Source organism: Riemerella anatipestifer, from assembly GCF_009670965.2.
In the GTDB taxonomy this organism is placed as follows: domain Bacteria; phylum Bacteroidota; class Bacteroidia; order Flavobacteriales; family Weeksellaceae; genus Riemerella; species Riemerella anatipestifer_B.
Map to the genome: position 1 here is coordinate 1,718,191 of NZ_CP073239.1, position 19,083 is coordinate 1,737,273.

General features: G+C 32.4%; 24 protein-coding genes. 18 read left to right on the forward strand and 6 right to left on the reverse strand.

Going from position 1 to position 19,083, the window contains the following annotated elements:
* The first annotated feature begins 85 nt into the window (after nt 1-85).
* The gene (locus D1J36_RS07890; protein ID WP_153937001.1) at nt 86-739 is read left to right on the forward strand and encodes an SLATT domain-containing protein; all 654 of its coding nucleotides are present in this window, start codon (nt 86-88) and stop codon (nt 737-739) included.
* A gap of 195 nt (nt 740-934) precedes the next feature.
* Here D1J36_RS07890 and D1J36_RS07895 read toward each other — a convergent pair whose 3' ends face one another.
* Nucleotides 935-1,279 carry a hypothetical protein gene (locus D1J36_RS07895; RefSeq protein WP_154138123.1) on the reverse strand — a complete coding sequence of 115 codons (345 nt, stop codon included), beginning with the start codon at nt 1,277-1,279 and terminating at the stop codon, nt 935-937.
* A gap of 188 nt (nt 1,280-1,467) precedes the next feature.
* On the opposite strand from D1J36_RS07895, the gene D1J36_RS07900 reads away from it, so the two are divergent.
* The 17 genes from D1J36_RS07900 (at nt 1,468) to D1J36_RS07980 (ending at nt 16,187) form a co-directional block, all read left to right on the forward strand.
* Nucleotides 1,468-2,034, forward strand: a complete 567-nt coding sequence (locus D1J36_RS07900) for a hypothetical protein (RefSeq protein WP_154138124.1) — start codon at nt 1,468-1,470, stop codon at nt 2,032-2,034.
* A 545-nt stretch (nt 2,035-2,579) separates the two neighbouring features.
* Complete coding sequence (locus D1J36_RS07905; protein ID WP_154138126.1) at nt 2,580-2,981, forward strand: hypothetical protein; 402 nt, start codon at nt 2,580-2,582, stop codon at nt 2,979-2,981.
* Nucleotides 2,982-3,127: 146 nt separating this feature from the next.
* A complete protein-coding gene (locus tag D1J36_RS07910; RefSeq protein WP_154138127.1) occupies nt 3,128-3,835 on the forward strand; it encodes a hypothetical protein in 708 nt (235 codons plus the stop codon).
* A 228-nt stretch (nt 3,836-4,063) separates the two neighbouring features.
* A complete protein-coding gene (locus tag D1J36_RS07915) occupies nt 4,064-4,879 on the forward strand; it encodes a GLPGLI family protein (protein ID WP_052911704.1) in 816 nt (271 codons plus the stop codon).
* Nucleotides 4,880-5,115: 236 nt separating this feature from the next.
* Complete coding sequence (locus D1J36_RS07920) at nt 5,116-6,960, forward strand: TerB family tellurite resistance protein (RefSeq protein WP_154138128.1); 1,845 nt, start codon at nt 5,116-5,118, stop codon at nt 6,958-6,960.
* Complete coding sequence (locus D1J36_RS07925; RefSeq protein ID WP_154138129.1) at nt 6,961-7,503, forward strand: hypothetical protein; 543 nt, start codon at nt 6,961-6,963, stop codon at nt 7,501-7,503.
* Between the two features lie 210 nt (nt 7,504-7,713).
* Entirely contained in the window at nt 7,714-8,313 is a 600-nt protein-coding gene (locus D1J36_RS07930; protein WP_185147754.1) for a hypothetical protein, read from the forward strand.
* 940 nt (nt 8,314-9,253) lie between these two features.
* Nucleotides 9,254-9,544, forward strand: coding sequence for a hypothetical protein (locus D1J36_RS07935; RefSeq protein WP_252339379.1), 291 nt, complete (start codon nt 9,254-9,256; stop codon nt 9,542-9,544).
* 265 nt (nt 9,545-9,809) lie between these two features.
* Nucleotides 9,810-10,172 carry a hypothetical protein gene (locus tag D1J36_RS07940; RefSeq protein ID WP_154138132.1) on the forward strand — a complete coding sequence of 121 codons (363 nt, stop codon included), beginning with the start codon at nt 9,810-9,812 and terminating at the stop codon, nt 10,170-10,172.
* A gap of 121 nt (nt 10,173-10,293) precedes the next feature.
* Nucleotides 10,294-10,830 carry a hypothetical protein gene (locus D1J36_RS07945; RefSeq protein WP_154138133.1) on the forward strand — a complete coding sequence of 179 codons (537 nt, stop codon included), beginning with the start codon at nt 10,294-10,296 and terminating at the stop codon, nt 10,828-10,830.
* A 183-nt stretch (nt 10,831-11,013) separates the two neighbouring features.
* Nucleotides 11,014-11,745: a hypothetical protein gene (locus D1J36_RS07950; protein WP_154138134.1), complete on the forward strand. Its 732-nt coding sequence runs from the start codon at nt 11,014-11,016 to the stop codon at nt 11,743-11,745.
* 784 nt (nt 11,746-12,529) lie between these two features.
* Nucleotides 12,530-13,396, forward strand: a complete 867-nt coding sequence (locus D1J36_RS07955; protein ID WP_154138135.1) for a GLPGLI family protein — start codon at nt 12,530-12,532, stop codon at nt 13,394-13,396.
* Nucleotides 13,397-13,833: 437 nt separating this feature from the next.
* Nucleotides 13,834-14,088 (forward strand): type II toxin-antitoxin system Phd/YefM family antitoxin, encoded by a 255-nt coding sequence (locus tag D1J36_RS07960; RefSeq protein ID WP_004917649.1) that lies wholly within the window; start codon nt 13,834-13,836, stop codon nt 14,086-14,088.
* Nucleotides 14,088-14,345: a Txe/YoeB family addiction module toxin gene (locus tag D1J36_RS07965; protein WP_004917651.1), complete on the forward strand. Its 258-nt coding sequence runs from the start codon at nt 14,088-14,090 to the stop codon at nt 14,343-14,345. The genes D1J36_RS07960 and D1J36_RS07965 overlap by 1 nt, the downstream gene beginning before the upstream one ends.
* Nucleotides 14,346-14,619: 274 nt before the next feature.
* The gene (locus D1J36_RS07970; protein ID WP_154138137.1) at nt 14,620-14,859 is read left to right on the forward strand and encodes a hypothetical protein; all 240 of its coding nucleotides are present in this window, start codon (nt 14,620-14,622) and stop codon (nt 14,857-14,859) included.
* Between the two features lie 5 nt (nt 14,860-14,864).
* Nucleotides 14,865-15,269, forward strand: a complete 405-nt coding sequence (locus D1J36_RS07975) for a PIN domain-containing protein (RefSeq protein WP_081274806.1) — start codon at nt 14,865-14,867, stop codon at nt 15,267-15,269.
* A gap of 231 nt (nt 15,270-15,500) precedes the next feature.
* Nucleotides 15,501-16,187: a hypothetical protein gene (locus D1J36_RS07980; RefSeq protein ID WP_154138138.1), complete on the forward strand. Its 687-nt coding sequence runs from the start codon at nt 15,501-15,503 to the stop codon at nt 16,185-16,187.
* A gap of 501 nt (nt 16,188-16,688) precedes the next feature.
* Here D1J36_RS07980 and D1J36_RS07985 read toward each other — a convergent pair.
* From D1J36_RS07985 to D1J36_RS08005, 5 genes are all read right to left on the reverse strand, one after another.
* Nucleotides 16,689-17,066 (reverse strand): hypothetical protein, encoded by a 378-nt coding sequence (locus tag D1J36_RS07985; protein ID WP_252339380.1) that lies wholly within the window; start codon nt 17,064-17,066, stop codon nt 16,689-16,691.
* A complete protein-coding gene (locus tag D1J36_RS07990; RefSeq protein WP_252339381.1) occupies nt 16,987-17,346 on the reverse strand; it encodes a hypothetical protein in 360 nt (119 codons plus the stop codon). Before D1J36_RS07990 ends, D1J36_RS07985 begins: the two co-directional genes overlap by 80 nt.
* Before the next feature lie 242 nt (nt 17,347-17,588).
* On the reverse strand, nt 17,589-18,155 hold the full coding sequence (locus D1J36_RS07995) for a hypothetical protein (RefSeq protein WP_154138139.1): 567 nt from the start codon (nt 18,153-18,155) through the stop codon (nt 17,589-17,591).
* Nucleotides 18,148-18,702, reverse strand: coding sequence for an N-acetylmuramoyl-L-alanine amidase (locus tag D1J36_RS08000; RefSeq protein ID WP_154138140.1), 555 nt, complete (start codon nt 18,700-18,702; stop codon nt 18,148-18,150). The genes D1J36_RS07995 and D1J36_RS08000 overlap by 8 nt, the downstream gene beginning before the upstream one ends.
* Entirely contained in the window at nt 18,699-19,079 is a 381-nt protein-coding gene (locus D1J36_RS08005) for a hypothetical protein (RefSeq protein ID WP_154138141.1), read from the reverse strand. The genes D1J36_RS08000 and D1J36_RS08005 overlap by 4 nt, the downstream gene beginning before the upstream one ends.
* Between the last annotated feature and the right edge of the window lie 4 nt (nt 19,080-19,083).

The window sequence follows — 19,083 nt, forward strand, 5'->3', positions numbered from 1 at the left end:
TTCCCTCTCGGAAGCAGAGCTTCCAGAGGAAACTTCGCAAAGCCGCCGAGCCGTTACCTACAATTTTACCCAAAAATCGCCAATAATGACTGAATATGAGAATAAATCAATTTTTCAAGGCTCAAAAGAGTATCTTGAAAAAAGTTTTTTAGAAGAATTAAATTATAAGATTTGGTCAACAAAAGGTGCCAGATTTGAAGCAGATAAAAGGTTGACAATCGTTTCGAAAACTTCCAGCATAACTTTATCAATATTCTCCGCTTATTTGATAATATCGGGGTTGATTTCCGTGTATAATATTAATTCCGACATAAAAATTGATGTAATAAATTATGTTGTTACTGCCTTAAGTATTTTACTTTTAGTGTTATCACAATATGAAAATTCGCAGAATTATAATTTGAGGGCGAATAATTATCATAATTGTGGTTTGGAATTAAGCAAACTTTATAACGAATTACGAAACTTTAAAACATTACACGAAAACCCTTCCGAATATACAAAAAGAGAATTCGCGTTAAAACTTTCTCAAGAGTATCAAAATATATTATCAAAATATGAAAATCATTTGACTATTGATTATCAAAATTTCAAGATAAGCCACCGTGAATATTTTACAGAAATTCAACAAAAAGATATTAATAAGATAAAGCGTATAAATTTTTGGATTAGATACGGTTGGTATACATTAATTTTAATTTTAACGCCAATACTTATATTTATTATTTGTTTAATTTAAAAAACTGTAGGTAACATAGTATTTGCAAAAGGCGGGGAGAAGTGTTGAATTGAAAAGCGGAAATATTTAGTCGCATATGCTTTTCAATTCAACTTTTTTTTAATAATTTAGTTTCATTGAAAAAGCATCTGCTTTGGTTTGTCGAAATTGAACTTTTCGTTCAATTTAGTCCGCCCTTCGCAAATACTTTTTCCGTTAGCTGTAACTTTTCCCAAGCATACGCATAAATTTGATGAAGCATAAATTTGAACATAAACCTACTAATACACAACTTTTAATACAGAGCTTTGTATTTACACTAATTTGGTTCGGATATATGGCTTTCATCTTTCCTAACGCCTTTATAACAATTGGAGAATGTGAAGGAACTCCTGGGGTGGACAACTCTTTGGCAATTATTATCTTGCCTTTGTATTTGCTAATTTTTGGTGGAATATTTTTGTATTTTATACGAAGTTTGAAACAATGGTCTATCAAAATAGTTTCAACAATATTTTTCATTATACTCTTTCCAGCAATATTGTTCATTGGTTCTTTCATTTTTTTGAGCATCGATAATATTTGTGACGTAGCGAATAAACTTGACATATGGAGTTATATTTACTATTACGGATGTTATAATGATATTGAAGTACACGAAATTCCTGTTTTACTTATTTCATCTATACTCCTTCTTTTTTTCTCGTTTTTATTTTTCAAATCCATCAATCAAAAAACATCAAAAATAAATGACAAAACTTAACAATAAACTATTGACACTTTTTCTTATTATGGGAACTATATTTTTTATAGCAATTATTTACACATTCGTTACCAAAGAATTGTTGCCTGAAACTACAAACCATAAAGTCAGTTTTGACGGTATTACATTTGTGAAAAATGATTACGCTGACTTGACAATCATTGAACAAGAAGAAAACTATGAAGATGAGCATTCTGAAAATTTTCAAGAAAATAGAAACACTCAAAGTTGCCATATATCTATAGTAAATCTAACAGACAATCTTCCGTATGCCAAAACGGATGATTTCAGTCTAAAAGCAATTAGAAAAACTCCCGAAAAAATTTCTGTTCAAAATCTAAATGAGATAACTCTACCAAGTTCCTCATTAAAGGAGAATTATAAATTAAAAATTATCTGTGAAAATCAAACAATAGAAGAGTTTCATCTTGGAAAAATTGACGAAATTTTAAACCTGAAAGATAAGAGAAATGCAGACACTGAAAAAAAGGATATAAAACTAATCTCGAAAGATAAGAAGCTGATAATATTTGTAAACTTTACAATTGACTAAAAAAGCTACAGCTAACATAGTATTTGCAAAAGGCGGGGTAAAGGTGTCGAATTGAAAATTTGGTTACATTTATCCGCTCCTGTTTTTCCGTATTACTTTTTTTCTTAAATTAGCAATACGGAAAAAGCATCCGCTTCGGTTGGTTGAAATTGAACGAATAGTCCAATTTAGCCCGCCCTTCGCAAATACTTTTTCCGATGTAGCGAAATCCGCTTCGCTCCTTTCGCTACATCGGCTCGGCGGCTTACACCGCCTGATGAGCTCGTCGCTTCGCGAACTTCGCACATCAAGCGGTTTTGCAAAATTCCCTCTCGGAAGCAGAGCTTCCAGAGGAAACTTCGCAAAGCCGCCGAGCCGTTAGTGGCAACCTTTGAAGAACCGTACAAACAAAGAGACTATTGAATAACTGAAATAATTATTTAAAAGATGTACTTTTCAAGGCAACTAAAAAACTAAAAATATCTGACGACTCTGGATTTTTAGCAATCGTAAATTCCGAAACTTACAAATCATTCGTTGACGAAGATTGGCAACTAACTCAACTTATGCAACATTTTGTTCACGAAATGAACAATAAGAATATTATTTTTTGGGCTACAGGAACACAAAGCAATTGGACAGTTTCGTTTGTTGACAAACCTTCCAATAAAAATGCTTTTCGTGAATTTACATCAACCATACACGTAACGAACGAAAAACTTTATCTTACGAATTATGATGACCTAACAATGTCTGCACAATTTGAAGACACAAAAATTCCATCTAAACACAATTCCGACCTCATAATAAAATTGGAAAATGGACTTTATAATTTAACTATTCGACAGTTTTTTGACCCAGAAGATTACGATTATGAGGCAGATGGAAAAGTAAATTTTGAAATTGTAATGCAGAAAACTGAGAAAGAAACTAAAAAAATTGACAAAATATATTGGTGGACAGAATAAGGCAGCCACTAACAAGGTATTACCGAAAGCGGGGGGTAATTGCTTTTTTAGAAAATTTTGTTTACTTTTGAAGAGTGGTATTTTAGTTGAAGTTGGGTGCTAATAAGCCCCGCCTTCGGCAATACCCCGCCGTTAGCTGCAAGTTTATGAAAGATACCGTTGAAAAATTATTAAAATTTTTACCATTATTATCAATAATAATTTTATTGAGTAGCATATTAAAAAATTATATTTATTTTTCAAATTTTAGCGTAAATATAAATGAATATATAGACCTTTCTGAATTCCCTTTGCTTTTTATAAATGATGTTCTATTTTATTTTTTATTCATAATATCATTTATAATATATTTACCTTTTATATATGCCAGAACATATTTTAGAAATAAGTATGGATCAGAAAACTTCAGCTTCAAATATTCAAATAAGTTCACAAACTTTGCAATACCTGCTGTTATAATTTTAACAATCTATACTTGTTTTGATAATTCACCTTTGGATATAAAGTTGATAAAAATAATGATCTATCTAACTTTAATATTCGCTTTTATACTTCTATACTTAGATAAAGACATAGAATTTTCTAAGAATTATTGCTTAGTATTTAGTATATTCTTCATGTTTCTTTTCTCTGTATTTAACGCATTTTCAGATATATACAAAATAGAAAACGGAAAAGCTAAACAAGAGGTATCTTTTGAAATCAATGATGAACTTATTAAAACTGATAAATTGAATAATATTTTTTTTGGGAAATCAAGAAATTTTATTTTTATATACAATAAGAAAACTAAAGAAACTGAAGTATATAAATTTGACGAACTGAAGAATTTTAAAATAAAAACCTGCAGCTAACATAGTATTGCCAAAAAAGCGGGGTTGAAGAAATTCTTTGAGCATTTAGTGAAAATAGTCGCAAAAAATTTTCCCTTTTCCAAAGAAATTTGGAAGTTTGAAAAAGGGAAAAATTTTTGCTTCGGGAAGTGTTTCTTTTGAAATCTCAGTTATAAAAAGCCCGCTTCTTCGGCAATACTTTTCCCGTTGTAGGCAATGCTATCAAAATAACCGTTTAACAAAAAGATTATGAAAAAAATCGGATTAATCATTTCTTTTCTAATTCATATCATTACTTTTTCTCAAACTTATAGATTTATCTATCAACTTGATATGAAACTTGATGATAAAGTTGAAAAATTTAATATGGTTCTTGATATAGACAAAGATTTCGTGAAATTTTATGATTACAAGTTCCTCGAAATGGATTCTATTAGTAAAAAAACAGGTGAAAATTGGCAGACAAATACAATGACAGACCAACTTGTGTTAAGAAAAATAAACTCTAATGAGAATACAACTTTTCACGACAATGATTTTGATTATTTCGCATTGCATTCGACTGACAAAATAAATTGGAAAATTGAAAAAGAAATAAAAAATCTTCATAATTACAAACTTCAGAAAGCAACAACTAGTTTTGGAGGAAGAAACTGGACTGCTTGGTTTTCAGAAGAAATACCTTTTCAAGAAGGACCATATAAATTTCGCGGACTTCCTGGGCTAATCTTTGAATTGAGTGATGAAACAAATGACTTTAAGTATTCTTTAATTAAAAGTTTAAATTTGTCAGTAACCTTTGATACGAAAAATTTTTTAGAAACACACTATGGAGTAAAGCCTATTTCCATAACTTTAAAACAGTATCATAAAATAAAAATTGACAGTTATAATGATCCAGTTGCAGAGGTAAGGAAAACTTTGAAAAATGGAGGAGTTGTAAATATCAATGGTCAAAATATTACTTCTTTAGAAGAGCTTGATCAAAAACGAAAGTTTTTACAGGAAATGATAAAAAAATATTATAAACCTATAGAAAAAAACAAAGCGATTCCCTACCCATAAAAATAAAAAGCACTGCCTACAACATAGTATTTGCAAAAGGCGGGGTTAAGGTGTTGAATTGAAAAGCTGAAATATTTAGCCGCATATGCTTTTCAATTCAACTATTTTAAGTAATTTAGTTTCATTGAAAAAGCATCTGCTTCGGCTGGTCGAAATTGAACTATCCATTCAATTTAGCCCGCCCTTCGCAAATACTTTTTCCGTTACCTGCAAGTTTAACCAAATATACCGACTTAATGAAGAACACAACTGAAGAGCGAATTGAAAATGCTAAAAAAGTTTCAACTGAAAATTTAATTGAAATTATTAAAAATAATTATCCTGAAAGATTTGACCAAATGTTGATTGACGAAGAAGAGAGAAAAATCTACTATTATGTCAAATACAAATCAATTGCATTTAAAAGAGAACCTTTTGTATTGAAATTCCCCCTTTTCACTTCTTGGAAAAAGGATTTTGATGATAACATAAATTATTACGGTGAACCAACAGTCTTAAATGATTCATTGTTTTTAGAAAGTATTCTATCCAATGGATTTTCTCCAAATCTCAATGAGAAATATATAGATGAAAAAATTCCTTTCAATAATTTAGACTTCAAAACTGAAAATGGTGAGATTTCTTTTCAACAACCATTCTATTACATACCAACAGAGAGCGAAAAACATACTTGCAACAATTGTAATGGAGAAAAATATACAGTTTGTACAGAAAGTGAATGTCAAGGACAACATATTTATGACTGTAACAATTGCAACGCTACAGGAAAAGTAGATTGTACAAATTGCGGTAGTTCGGGTTGGATTGATTGCAGAAAATGTAATAAAAGAGGAGAATATACTTGCTCTAGTTGTAATGGAAAAGGTGAAAAGAAGTGCTATTCTTGTTATGGAAAAGGTAGAAATAGTAATGGTGAAAAATGTGGGAAATGTTCTGGACGAGGTTATGAAAAATGTTCTAAATGTAGAAATGGAATGATACGTTGTGAGAAATGTGCAGGTAAAGGCGAGTATAGATGTGGTGATTGTTCGGGACGTGGAGAAATAACTTGTAAAAAATGTGACGGTAAAAAAAGAATCACATGTACAGTTTGTTATGGTGACCATTTAGATAATCGTTACGGTAAAGTGGATTGTGAAAAGTGTCAAACTGCTGGTGAACTTGCTCAAATTTCTTATGTAGAAACTACATTGTATTCCAATAATGATGAATTGTTTTTCACAGACAAAACTGAAATAAATGCACCAAATTTTGGTTTAGAAAAAATTAGATCTTTTGCTAATACAAATTTGAAATTGGAAACTATCTATAGAAATTACAATAATGAAAATTTTGAAAACTATGACGAACATAGTCTTTTTTGTTCCACTAAAGCATTAGATAATTTTGGTATTAGTAAGAATAATTATCCAAAACTTCTACAGGAGAATATTTATTATGAAGCAATTCCTTGCGTTACCTTTACGTATACTCATATACTTTCTGCTACACAACATAAAGTATCCATATTAAGTATTGATGAACAAAGAGAAGTTTTATTTCATAGTAATCCTGCTGAAATTGCAGAAGAAAAAGATAGTTTCAAAGACAGATACCTTGAACTATTAAATAAAGCATTTTCAACAAAAAAATATCTTGACAAAATTGATAGAAAACATGAAATGTTTTTGATGTTGCATGTGGCAAAAGCAGACGGAAAAATTGAAGAAGAGGAAAAAAGATTTTTATCTCAAACCATAACTGGCTTGAAAGGTTTTACAAAAAAAGAAAAACAAGAATTGTTTGGATTAATGACATCAAATACATTACCTCCATTATTACCATCAAATGCTTATTTTTCTTCAGTTGAGCGTTCTGAAGATGCAAAAAGAAAAATTGTGGAATTAGTTGCCAAACTTGATGGTGAATATGAGGAAAATGAGAAACAAAAATTAAACGAAATTAATTCCTTAATAGAGCAAGGACATTCAATAAAGCCTTCTAAAATTGCAAATTTTTTCAAGACTTGGCAAGTAAGTTTTCCAATAATTTTGTTAATATTTCTCATAATTATATTTCTAATTTACACTAATATCAGATAAATGGAAGCATTGCAAAGTATAAATCTTAAATTAGATCAAATAAAAATTGAATTAGAAAATTTCGTTGAAAATTTAGAACTTACTGAAATTTGTAATTTCAATATGGAAAATTGTGGTGATATTCCGTGGGATCTGATAAAATTTCAAGGAATTTATTTCATCGAAATTCAAATAAGAAATAAGGAATTAACATTCGACGAATGGTTACAAAATTTTAAAAATGATTGGGAAGATGAACGCTATAAAAGAAAATTTGTCCCAAATATCAAATTGAAGAGAATTAGAAAACATAAAGAATTAGATGAGTGGATACCTTTATATTTAGGAAAATCTAAAAATATAAGTAGTAGGATATTTCAACACATTTATAAAGACATTAACAAAACGACATTTGCTCTAAAATTAAGGGCAAGAGAAAATATTTGGAAAGAAAATTTTCGACTGAGTGTAATAGAAGTTAATTCAGATAGTTATGATTGGGTTGTTCCAGTTATAGAAAGAAAATTGAGGGACAAATTAAATCCAATTTTAGGAAAACAATAAAAAAAACCTGCAGGTAACATCGGTTTTGCAAAAGCGAGGGTGAAGTTCCCTTGCGGTGAAAGTTTTGTAATTTCTATCCGCAAAAAACTTTTCCATTTTTTATTTTTTTGTAATTTTAAAAATGGAAAAAGTTTTTGCTCAGGTTCGTGTTTATAGAAAGTTTCGAACTTCTTAGCCCCGCCTTCGCAAAGCCGTTTCCCGTTATCTGCAATGAAATTAAAGCAAGCCGTAAACATGAAATTTTTGATTTTCATATTCTTGACAATTCCTATGTGGTTTTTATGTCAAGAGACAAGTAAGGTGAAATTTACGATTGAAAAGGGAAGATTTATTTTTGACAAAGAAAGTTACCTGCTCCATAAAAAGCAGTCTGAAGAAATAGCTGAAAGCCAAAGAAAGGCGGACAGCATCTCTAAAGCAGATCCAAAAGTTCACATTAATTTTATAGATGACAGAATTCTTGAATATCCAAGATTTGACTCTGCTACTGTAGCATTCAGAAATAAAATACTTGAGAACATAAAACTTGATAATGTAAAATTTGGTCAAAATATAATGTCCATTGTTATCGACAAATACGGAAAAGTAAAAAAAATTAAATGTCTGAAAATAGCGGACAGAAAAATTTGCGATCAAATAAATAAAATGGTCGTTAAAAAAGATCTTGACAAATGGAAACCTGCAATTTTTTATGGAACAATTGTAGAATATGATTTTAGATTTTCTATTATTATTGATTCTAACCTTGCAAATTATGACTTGAAAAACAAATGGTCTCAGGAAAGTAATTTGCAGGATTTCATAAAATAAAAAGTCACTGCAGATAACAGTGTATTTGCAAAAAACGGGGTTGAATTTTTCCTTTGAGAATTAATTTTTTTATATCCGCAAAAATGCTTTTCATCTTTCAATTTTTAGTAATTTAGAAATCTGAAAAAGCATTTTGCTCCGCGGGGTTTTTCCTTATCACTTTTGGTTTGCAGTAGCCCGTTCTTCGCAAATACTTTTTCCGATGTAGCGAAATCCGCTTCGCTCCTTTCGCTACATCGGCTCGGCGGCTTACACCGCCTGATGAGCTCGTCGCTTCGCGAACTTCGCACATCAAGCGGTTTTGCAAAATTCCCTCTCGGAAGCAGAGCTTCCAGAGGAAACTTCGCAAAGCCGCCGAGCCGTTGCACGCCACACTACTGAAAATCACTCAGCTGAAATAAAGTTAAATTTTTGAGTTATAAAAGAAACTGAATCCAAACCGAACAAAGAGAATGTAGAAAGGTTTGAATTCATTTTCTGTTTTTGTATCACGGAATAGAATTGACTTTTCCTCGGAGTGAATTTTCAATAGTATAGCGTATAACGAAGCAGACTCTGAATTGACTTTACTAACTTAGTGACTATAATTCCTATGAAAAGCTGAATTGAAAATAGAGAAGAATTGAATTTGAAAAACAGGAATTGATTTTAGGAAACCGAAATTGACTGAAAAATCTTGGAAAATTGAATTTTAACTTGTGTGAATATACCATATTGTGAATACTAACTAACAACTGAAACGAAAGTCCAGCGTGCAACACGGGTTTTGCAAAAAAGCGGGAGCGGTTTTATTTGGACATAATGAAATTTTTATTACCTTTGTGTAATTGGGGGAAGGTTAGCGGTTTTTAGCCCGCTTCTTCGCAAAGCCCCACCATTACCAGCTATACACTCCAAACATTTCGCTAAGGAACCGAAACGATTCAAAATGCTCTAAATTGTGAATAGGAAGAAACTGAATTCAGACCCAGCCGAGCAGAACGTGTTAAAGGGTCTAAATTCATTTTCTACTACGGACGACTTAAAAAGCATATTTTTGAATGAGCCGACTCTTAAAAAATATTGGAGAGTACAGCTGGCAACTCATAACACTCGACTGAATGTTGGACTTTTAAAACTTGAAATAGAGAATAAAACCCAAAGGAAAGAACCTCAAACTGACGAAAATCGGAAAAACGAATGGATTTCGGAACTGAAAACGAGTAACCCAAAAACTACGGAACTGACTTAAAGGCTGAAAAACTAAACTGTCAAATTGTGGACTTGAACGCTGAAAATGTGAAAAACGTGCGGACTGAAAACTATGCGGAAAAGACACCACGCAGAAAAATATAGTACAGCTGGTAACAAGGTATTGCCGCAAGCGGGGCTGATTTTGCATTTTAGAAAATTTTGTTTACTTTTGAAGAGTGGTATTTTAGTTGAAGTTAGGTGCTAAGAGGCCCCGCCTTCGGCAATACCCGGACCGTTGTGTGCAATTCTCCCAGCAAAATGTCATGATACATAAGTGGATCAAAGAATATAAAGATAAAAGAGACCTTAAAAAATCTAACTGGGGAAGAGAATATGGTTGGTATATTGAATATAATGGTGAAATTATAGGAGAGCTGGTAGATTGTAAATGGAAGGATGTGTTTTGGGATACATATATATTAAAATCTGTGCATGAAAAATGGAATCAGATATTGACAGACTCTAAATCTTGGGAAGACTTTAAATATAAAAATCAACATTATAATCAATATGCAATTAATGCTTTTCATGGAGCAGGATATGAATGCAAGATTAAACTTAATGAAAGAATAAGTATGAGAAGTTTATATTTGACCGAAATAGAACCTGAAAATATTACTAATTGATTTTTTCATCTATTAAAATTAATCGCAAAAAACAAAATTTAGTTATCTTTATAAGATAATTACTAAAATCAACGTAATGATTTGTTTGTTAACATTTTGAATGCCGTGGAAATTCTTGAATATGACAGATGTAAATTTTGAAATAAAAATTTTAAGACAGCATTGGATTAAAGATGATGGATTTGATGATAAATCAGATTTATGTTCACATGGAGAGCTTTATCTTAGGATAGGAAATGAAATATTATCAGATGTTGACTCTGGTTCTTGGTGTTTAAGTGCAACAGGGCTTTATTTACTTCGTACCATAAAGCAAGACCATTGTGTTGGAGATTTTGATAATTATTTAGTTCCTTGTTGTGGACATTTTATGATTCCTAATGAAAAAACGAATTGTGTTATGATTTATGGTTGTAATACAGGGATTGATTGGAATATTAAGCATGAAAAAGGAATGGTTGAGTTGACTACCGAAAATGGTAACAGGGTAGTAATAACGTTTGATTATTATGTAGCTCAAGTAATAGAATTTACAGATGAGATAGAAAAATTTTATGGGGACCCAAGTAAAAAGGAGCTTCCTAACGATAATTTTGAACAAGAGGGGTTTCGCCAATTTTGGATAGAATGGAAAAAATTGAGGCAGGATTTAATATAACTGCACACAACAAGGTATTGCCGCAAGCGGGGGATATTTGCATTTTAGAAAAATTTGTTTATCTTTGAAGTATTGCATTTTGTTTGAAGTTGGGTGCTGAGGAGTCCCGCCTTCGGCAATACCTGGACCGTTGTGCGAAATGCTAAATCAACATTCGCTAAAGATAAATTAATAGAAAAATAAATGAGGACAATCTTAATATTATTTGTAATTTTTCCTTTATTGGCATCTTGCCAGTCAAGTTTAGAAGATGGAAATCTTGACTTTGAAAAACTGAATTTTGATACATTCAACACAAGAAAATATTACTCAAAATCTTTGAAAGCAGAATGGGCAGATTATCATAAAATGAGGAAGAGTAATCAAAAAGAAATTTATTTCTTTCAATCTGAGTCAGATACAATTGATATTGATGGAAATGATTTTAGAATTGTTGAACCATATGCAATCATTTATAGTCAAACAGGTATAGGCAGAAGCAATTGGAATAAAGATTACTGTGTTGGTTTTTTAAAAAATTTAAAATTCGATGAAGTAAATGCAATAACAGATTTAAAAAACAATCTGCTTATGATTTTAGGTGAAACCGGCAGTATAAGGACTGAAGATATAGAAAAATTCTCAATGGAACTAACCAAATTATATGGTAATCCAACTTTAACAAATGTTTCATTTGGAATGTCATCTTATGATATAAAAAAATGGAATTTCGAAGATAAAATAATTTCTCTAGTCTCATTCGGTAAAATAGATTATCAAAATGTTATCTTAGACGAGAATCAAAAAAAATATATCAAGGAAATTGAAAGTAGAAATCATACTTTTGCCACATTATTCATTTGCAGAAGTGGATATTATGATGTTTTTAGAAAAATGAATACGAGAAAAGGGTTTATGGTAAGATTCGAAAAATAAAATTTGAGAAGCACAATCGCACAACAAGGTATTGCCGCAAGCGGGGGTAATTGTTTTTTTAGAAAATTTTGTTTACTTTTGAAGTATGGTATTTTAGTTGAAGTAAGGTGCTGGGAAGTCCCCGCCTTCGGCAATACCCTGACCGTTACCAGCTATACTCTCCAAACATTTCGCTAAGGACTTGAAACGATTAAAAAAACGCTCTAAATTGTGAATAATAAGAAACTGAATTTAGACCCTGCCGAACAGTACGTGTTATGGGTCTAAATTCATTTTCTACTACGGACGATTGAAAAGTATTTTGAATGAGCCGACTCTTAAAAAATGTTGGAGAGTACAGCTAGTAACTTTTAACGCTTGACTGAATGTTAGATTTTAAAACCTAAGAAGAAAGGAAAAGCCTAGAAGGAAGGGAATTCAAATTGACGAAAAGCGAAAAAGCAACTGAATTTCGGAACTGAAAAATGAAAAAGAATAACTAAAAACTATACGAAACTGACTAAAATCGGAGAAACTAAAAAGACCGAAATGAATAGATTGCGGGCTTGAACGCTGAAAACGTCTAAAACGTACGGATTTAAAAATTATACGGAAAGACACCACACCGAAAAAATAGTACAGCTGGTAACAAGGTATTGCCGCAAGCGGGGTTTATTTCTTTTTTAGAAACTTTTGTCTATCTTTGGAGTATGGTATTTTAGTTGAAGTTAGGTGCTAAGAATCCCCGCCTTCGGCAATACTCTTCCCGTTATCTGTAATTTTTAATCAAAATCAACAATTTGAAATGAACGCAAAAGTTTTAAAATTAATTTTCATCCTAATAACATCCTATATGTTTTCTCAAAATAATAGGTTTGTGTATGAATATACCTTTAAATTAGATTCATTACATAGAAATGTAGATGAAAAAGAATTCATGTATTTGGACATTTTAAAAGATAAATCTAATTTTTATAGTAAAAACATGTTTGATTACGACTCTTTAGTTAGTAAAAGAATTGATAATGGAGTTGCTATCTCAGGCAGTAACATAATTATCCCCCGAAATAACACCAATCCGATTTTACGGTTCAGGCTAGAGAAAAGATATCCTAGTTATGAAATTGTATTGCACACACAAATAAGTGGTCAAGCATATTCAATAACTGAAAATAGTAAAATCAATTGGAAAATCATACCAGAAACAAAAATAATCGAAGGAATGAAGGTACAAAAGGCTATAACAAGTTTTATAGGAAGAGAATGGACAGCATGGTTTACCGAAGACTATCCATTTAATGACGGTCCTTACAAGTTTCATGGTTTACCAGGTTTAATTATTGAATTACATGATTCTAAGGATGATCACCATTTTAGATTCATTGGGAACAAAAAACTAAATTACACTCCCCAATCAATCAATATTTCAAGAACTCAAGAATTAAATATTAGTCCAAAAAAGTTTAAAAAAGCTTGGTATAATTATCTTGCTGATCCTGTAGGAAAAATGCGAAATTTATTAAATGATGGTGAAGCAAAAATAACTATTAAAGATGTAGCAACAGGTAGAGATAAACCTATAAGTGAATTTATTCGTGAAAAAGAGCAGGCAGCCAAAAATATTAAAGAAAAAACAAATAACTATTTAGATTTGGAATTATATAGAAATTAAAAAACTACAGATAACATAGTATTTGCGCAAGGCGGGGAGGAGTAATGAGTTGAAAAGTAGAAATATTTATCCGCATCTGCTTTTCCGTATTACTTTTTTGAGTAAATTAGCAATACGGAAAAAGCATCCGCTTCGGTTGGTCGAAATTGAACGAAAGGTTCAATTTAGTCCGCCCTTCGCAAATACTTTTCCCGATGTAGCGAAATCCGCTTCGCTCCTTTCGCTACATCGGCTCGGCGGCTTACACCGCCTGATGAGCTCGTCGCTTCGCGAACTTCGCACATCAAGCGGTTTTGCAAAATTCCCTCACGGAAGCAGAGCTTCCAGAGGAAACTTCGCAAAGCCGCCGAGCCGTTGTCTGCAATAATTTACCAATTATTACGCTGAATCCAATTTTATTAAAAATTTGTACGTATATTTGTACAAAATATTAAATCATGTTTGTAGCAAGTGTATCAGATTTTAGGAAAGACATTAAAAGTTATTTCGACCGAGTGACGAAAAACTTTGAAACCTTAATCATCAATCGAGGAAAGGATTCAGGTATTGTCGTGATGTCTTTAGACGAGTATAATTCTTTAATGGCAACGAATCATGAACTCTCATCAAAGAAAAACGAAATGAGACTTGATACTGCTATTGAAAAACTTAAAAAAGGTTCTTCTTTTCAAAAAGAATTAATTGAAGAGTGATGAAATATGTTTTTGTAGACGAATCTTGGGAGGATTATTTATACTGGCAAAAAATTGATAAAAAGAAACTAAAGAGAATTAATGATCTACTCAAAGACATTTCAAGAAATCCATTTGAGGGCATTGGCAAGCCTGAACCTCTAAAGCATAAATATTCCGGTTTTTGGTCAAGAAGAATTGATGATGAGCATAGACTGATTTATAAATTTGAGGACGACCAAATATTAATAGCAAAGTGCAGATTTCATTATGATTGAGAATTACTGCAGACAACATAGTATTTGCAAAAGGCTGGGTTAAGTTCAGGGTTGAAAGTTTGGGAATATTTATCCGCTCCTGCTTTTCCGTATTACTTTTTTTCTTAGTTTAGCAATACGGAAAAAGCATCCGCTTCGGTTTGGTCGAAATTGAACTATTGGTTCAATTTAGTCCGCCCTTCGCAAATACTTTTCCCGTTGTAGGCAATGCTTCCAGAACACGTAAAACATCAAAAAAAATAATTTTATAAATTTGACAGTAAATAATAAAAAAATGACATACGCAGAAAGACATATAGTTGAAACATATTCAGGTATTTTTGAAAGGTTAAGTTCTGTGAGTAAACTTGAACTAATTGAAAGACTTGCCAAATCCATCAGAAAAGAATCTAAATCAAAGGATGAGGAATTTTTTAAATCATTTGGAGCGTTTGTTTCAAACAAATCAGCAGAAGATATCGCTCGAGAAATAAAGGAAAGTAGAAAGTTTAGAAAGAAAGATTTGAAATTTTAGCGATTATGCAATATTTGCTTGACACTAATATCTGCGTATTTTTTCTGCGTGGACAACTTAATTTAAATGAAATCATCAGGGAAAAGGGAGTTGAAAATTGCTTCATATCCGAACTGACTATATTTGAATTAAAGTTTGGTGCAGAAAATAGCGACAACCCGAAAAAATCCCACGAAGCAGTTGATAAATTCATAAACGGATTAAATATAATTCCAATTTTGGGCTCTGTTAAAGAATATGCTGAAACTAAAGTTTATCTAAGGAAAAACGGAACACCAATGCACGATGAATTTGATTTGATAATTGGCGTGACTGCTCTTGCAAACGAATTGATTTTGGTAACTGACAACGAAAAGGATTTTAGACACATTAAGAACCTAAAAATCGAAAATTGGTTTGAAAGAAAATAGCACTGCCTACAACAAGGTATTGCCGCAAGCGGGGTTAATTGTTTTTTTAGAAACTTTTGTTTATCTTTGAAGTATGGTATTTCAGTTGGAGTTAGGTGCTAATAAGCCCCGCCTTCGGCAATACCCGGACCGATGTAGCGAAAGGAGCGAAGCGGATTTCGCTACATCGGCTCGGCGGCTTACACCGCCTGATGAGCTCGTCGCTTCGCGAACTTCGCACATCAAGCGGTTTTGCAAAATTCCCTCACGGAAGCAGAGCTTCCAGAGGAAACTTCGCAAAGCCGCCGAGCCGTTACCTGCAAGTTTATGAGAGAACCGCATCAAATCATAGTTTCTGAAAAATATGTCATTGAATTATTTAACTTAAACTATTCTGATAATTATGGTGATTTTAAAATTATTTATGCCAATCTTGAAACTCAATCTAACCTTATTGGTATAAAAATTTTTGAAAATAATAAAGAAATTAATTCTTGCATTATTGGTTCTGAAGGTGGTTCAACAGCAATTCATAACAACTCTAACCTTTTAAGTTATGATGGAATTGTTTTTTGTTGTGGAAATTCAATAATCAAACTTACAGTTCCAACTCTTAAGTTAGAATGGAAAACAATATCTGACACAATGACTTGCTTTGAAATTTTTTATCTTGAAAATGATTATTTAATTCACGGTGAACTTGAAATTACAAGAATGGACAGAAATGGAAAAATCGTATGGCAAAATGGTGGAAAAGATATTTTCACTACACCAGAAGGAAAAAAAGATTTTTACTTTACAGAAAATGAAATAATTGCTATGGATTGGAATTATGAAAAATACATATTTGACTATAGCGGAAATTTAAAATCAATAACTAAATCAGAAAATATAAATCTAGCCAAAAAGGAAAAAAATAAGTGGAAATTTTGGAAATAGAGAAAAACCTGCAGGTAACATAGTATTTGCAAAAGGCGGGTTAAGTGCAGGGTTGAAAATTTGGTAATATTTATCCGCTTCTGCTTTTCCGTATTACTTTTTTTCTTAGTTTAGCAATACGGAAAAAGCATCCGCTTCGGTTGTGCTGAATTGAACTTGTTGTCCAATTCAGTCCTGCCCTTCGCAAATACTTTTCCCGTTGTACGCAATTTTAGAAAAACATACGCATAAAATTGAAATACGATAATGTCTAAATTTATACAATTATGAGAAAAATTCTGTTAACTTTTGCTCTAATTTGTCTATTTATTTCTTGTAGCAGGGACGAGAACAATACTGCTCTCAACGGAACGTTTTCCGAAATCACACCTATTGGAAACAGGACAAAGATGAATTTTAAATCACAGAATATACTTTCCATAATCAAACCCGTATAATCGGCAAAACGAAATGTACAAAAATTTAATTTGAAATGTACATTTTTTGACACAAAAAGAGGGCTTATTCAGTCCCTTTTTTATAGTGATACATCAAATCTATATAGCTAGATTTACTAGTAATTTGGTTGTTCACTGCGGTGCATGTTGCTCCCTTGAATGGATTAGCATTATCTACCGTTCGAGTTTCCAACCATTGGCAAAGTTCAATTATCTGCGACTTGTTACTCGTAAAGTAGAAGTAATTAGCACCCTGCAAGGTCTCTAGCACTTCCAAATAATCCGTTAGGTGCCAGTAACTGTCATTCTTGTAAGTAGCGGTATCTGTCGATAAGTACGGAGGGTCAACCAAAAATACCACATTATCTATATCTTTCCATTTTGCAAATAAGTGCTTGTAATCCTCTGAAACCACCTCTATACCTGCGAGGCAATCGTTCAAAATAAGTAGGATAACTATTTACGAGGATTGGTCCACAATAGTCCCACCAGTCTATGCCTACCTCCTTGTATTTTTCTGTGAGCCTTTCGCCTTTCTGAAACAACTCTAATTCACTTTTTAGTTTCAGCCTTGCAATACCGTGCCCCTCAAATATCTCCAATAAATCGGCAGGTTTGAGCTTAAGCTGTTGGTCTAGTAGATATTTAATTTTACCCTTTTTATTTTCTTGTACCTTACCTTTGGTAAGTATTTTTTGCAATATTTCGTGATATTTATTCATAGTTATTTATTGATTATTCTTATATTAGTGCCTCTGACCACATAACTAAAAACCCAACAGGTACAGAAGACTTATTGTCCTCCATAGCCTGTTAGGTTCTTGTTTTTAAAAGTGGTCAGATATTTTTAAAAAGCGGAGAACATTTTTTAATCCTCCTATTTTTTTCACTTGCAGAGTTAAGGCTACTGCTTAACTGGACAAGGGCGATTTGAAGGCTCGTTTCCCAACCTGTTTATTTATCTTTAAATCTTTTTTAAACGGCTTTTAAACCACCTAAAAAGACCTGCTTGTTCGCATATCCATATAACAGCTATTAGCAATAGCAACCAAAGTGCATACTTGAAATTATTAGCAAGTTTATTACCTTCCACTCGTATCTGTTCTTGTTCTCGCTTTAGTTGTTTTATTCGCAACTCTTGTTTTTCTGAAAGCTCTTTTAATTGTGTGTATCGGCTCTCGAAATCCGTTACCTTTTTATTTTCTGTACTATCACTTATCGCTTTGCCTTCCGTGTAGGTGGCGTTTTTGACCTCTAAAGTTCTAAAAGGCTTTCCTTCTCGGTATTCTGTGAGCCGTGCAGGTTGGGTAGTGTCTTGACTTTTCAGCGTGAAATTATAGTTAAACAGTTCCACTTTCTTAATAGCCTCTTGAACACTTTCGGAGTGGTTCTGTACCTGCTCCAAACTCTCGAGCTTTTCCGTTTTGGTTACTTGGACACTTTCCGTTTTAGTGTCTATAGTTACTTTCTTTGTCTTACAACTTACCGCTAATAAGGCGATAAGTAGTGTAAATAATAATCTTTTATGCATTTCTATCATATTTGATTAATAATTGAACTAAAAATTCCGCAATATGCTCTTTATTCGTAATAAACTTTTGCATATCTGATTTGTTCGTGATAAAGCAAAACTCTATTAAAATCGCCGTGCCTCGTAGGTTCAAAATACCAATTCTATTATGTTGACTTTGCCCTTCTGTCTTCACTCCTCGATTTGTAATGCCCATAATCTTAGCCAACCCGTTCGCAGCTTCTTGTGCCATTGCACGGCTGTCAGCTCCTGCATTACGACTTATGAATACTTCGACACCAGTGGCTGTTGGAGGACCTACATTCAGATGCATGTCCATTACCACATCACCAGTTCTTAGCTCTCTCCTAATTCTACCTTGGTATTGTCGGTTATTCTCGCTATTGTCGTCTGTATTAAATGGGTGTCCTTTTCCTCTCAACTTCGCAACTATCATATTGCGAAGTTTATCCATTTCGTCTCTCTCAATGTAGCCATTGGCTACCGCTCCAGGGTCGGCTGAATGATGCCCAGCCGAAGGGAATACTTTAGTATTTATTTGTATCATTTTCCGTATGCTTTTCGTGAGTGATTTCTTTCAATTAAAAACAAGAATAGGTTCAGAATCGCTCCTGTTCTGGACATCGTCATTTCTTGGTCTTGTTGACCTAAATCGGCGGATAATGTGCGATTGCTGACGCCTATTTTAGCTCCCTCTTTGGTTTTTAGTGTAGCGTTCCAAAGGGTTCGGTACTCCGAACATAGATAAACATCTTTTCGGAGAGCGGATTCTTTAAAGTAGTTTGAAATACCTATGAGTGCGTTTTTAAACCCTCTTTTATTCCAATCTTTTGCAAAGACAATAATTACATTGATGGGCATAAGTAATATTTCTAATACTGGAGCTATCAAAAACAATAGTAAGTTTATGATAAAATTTTTCATAGTC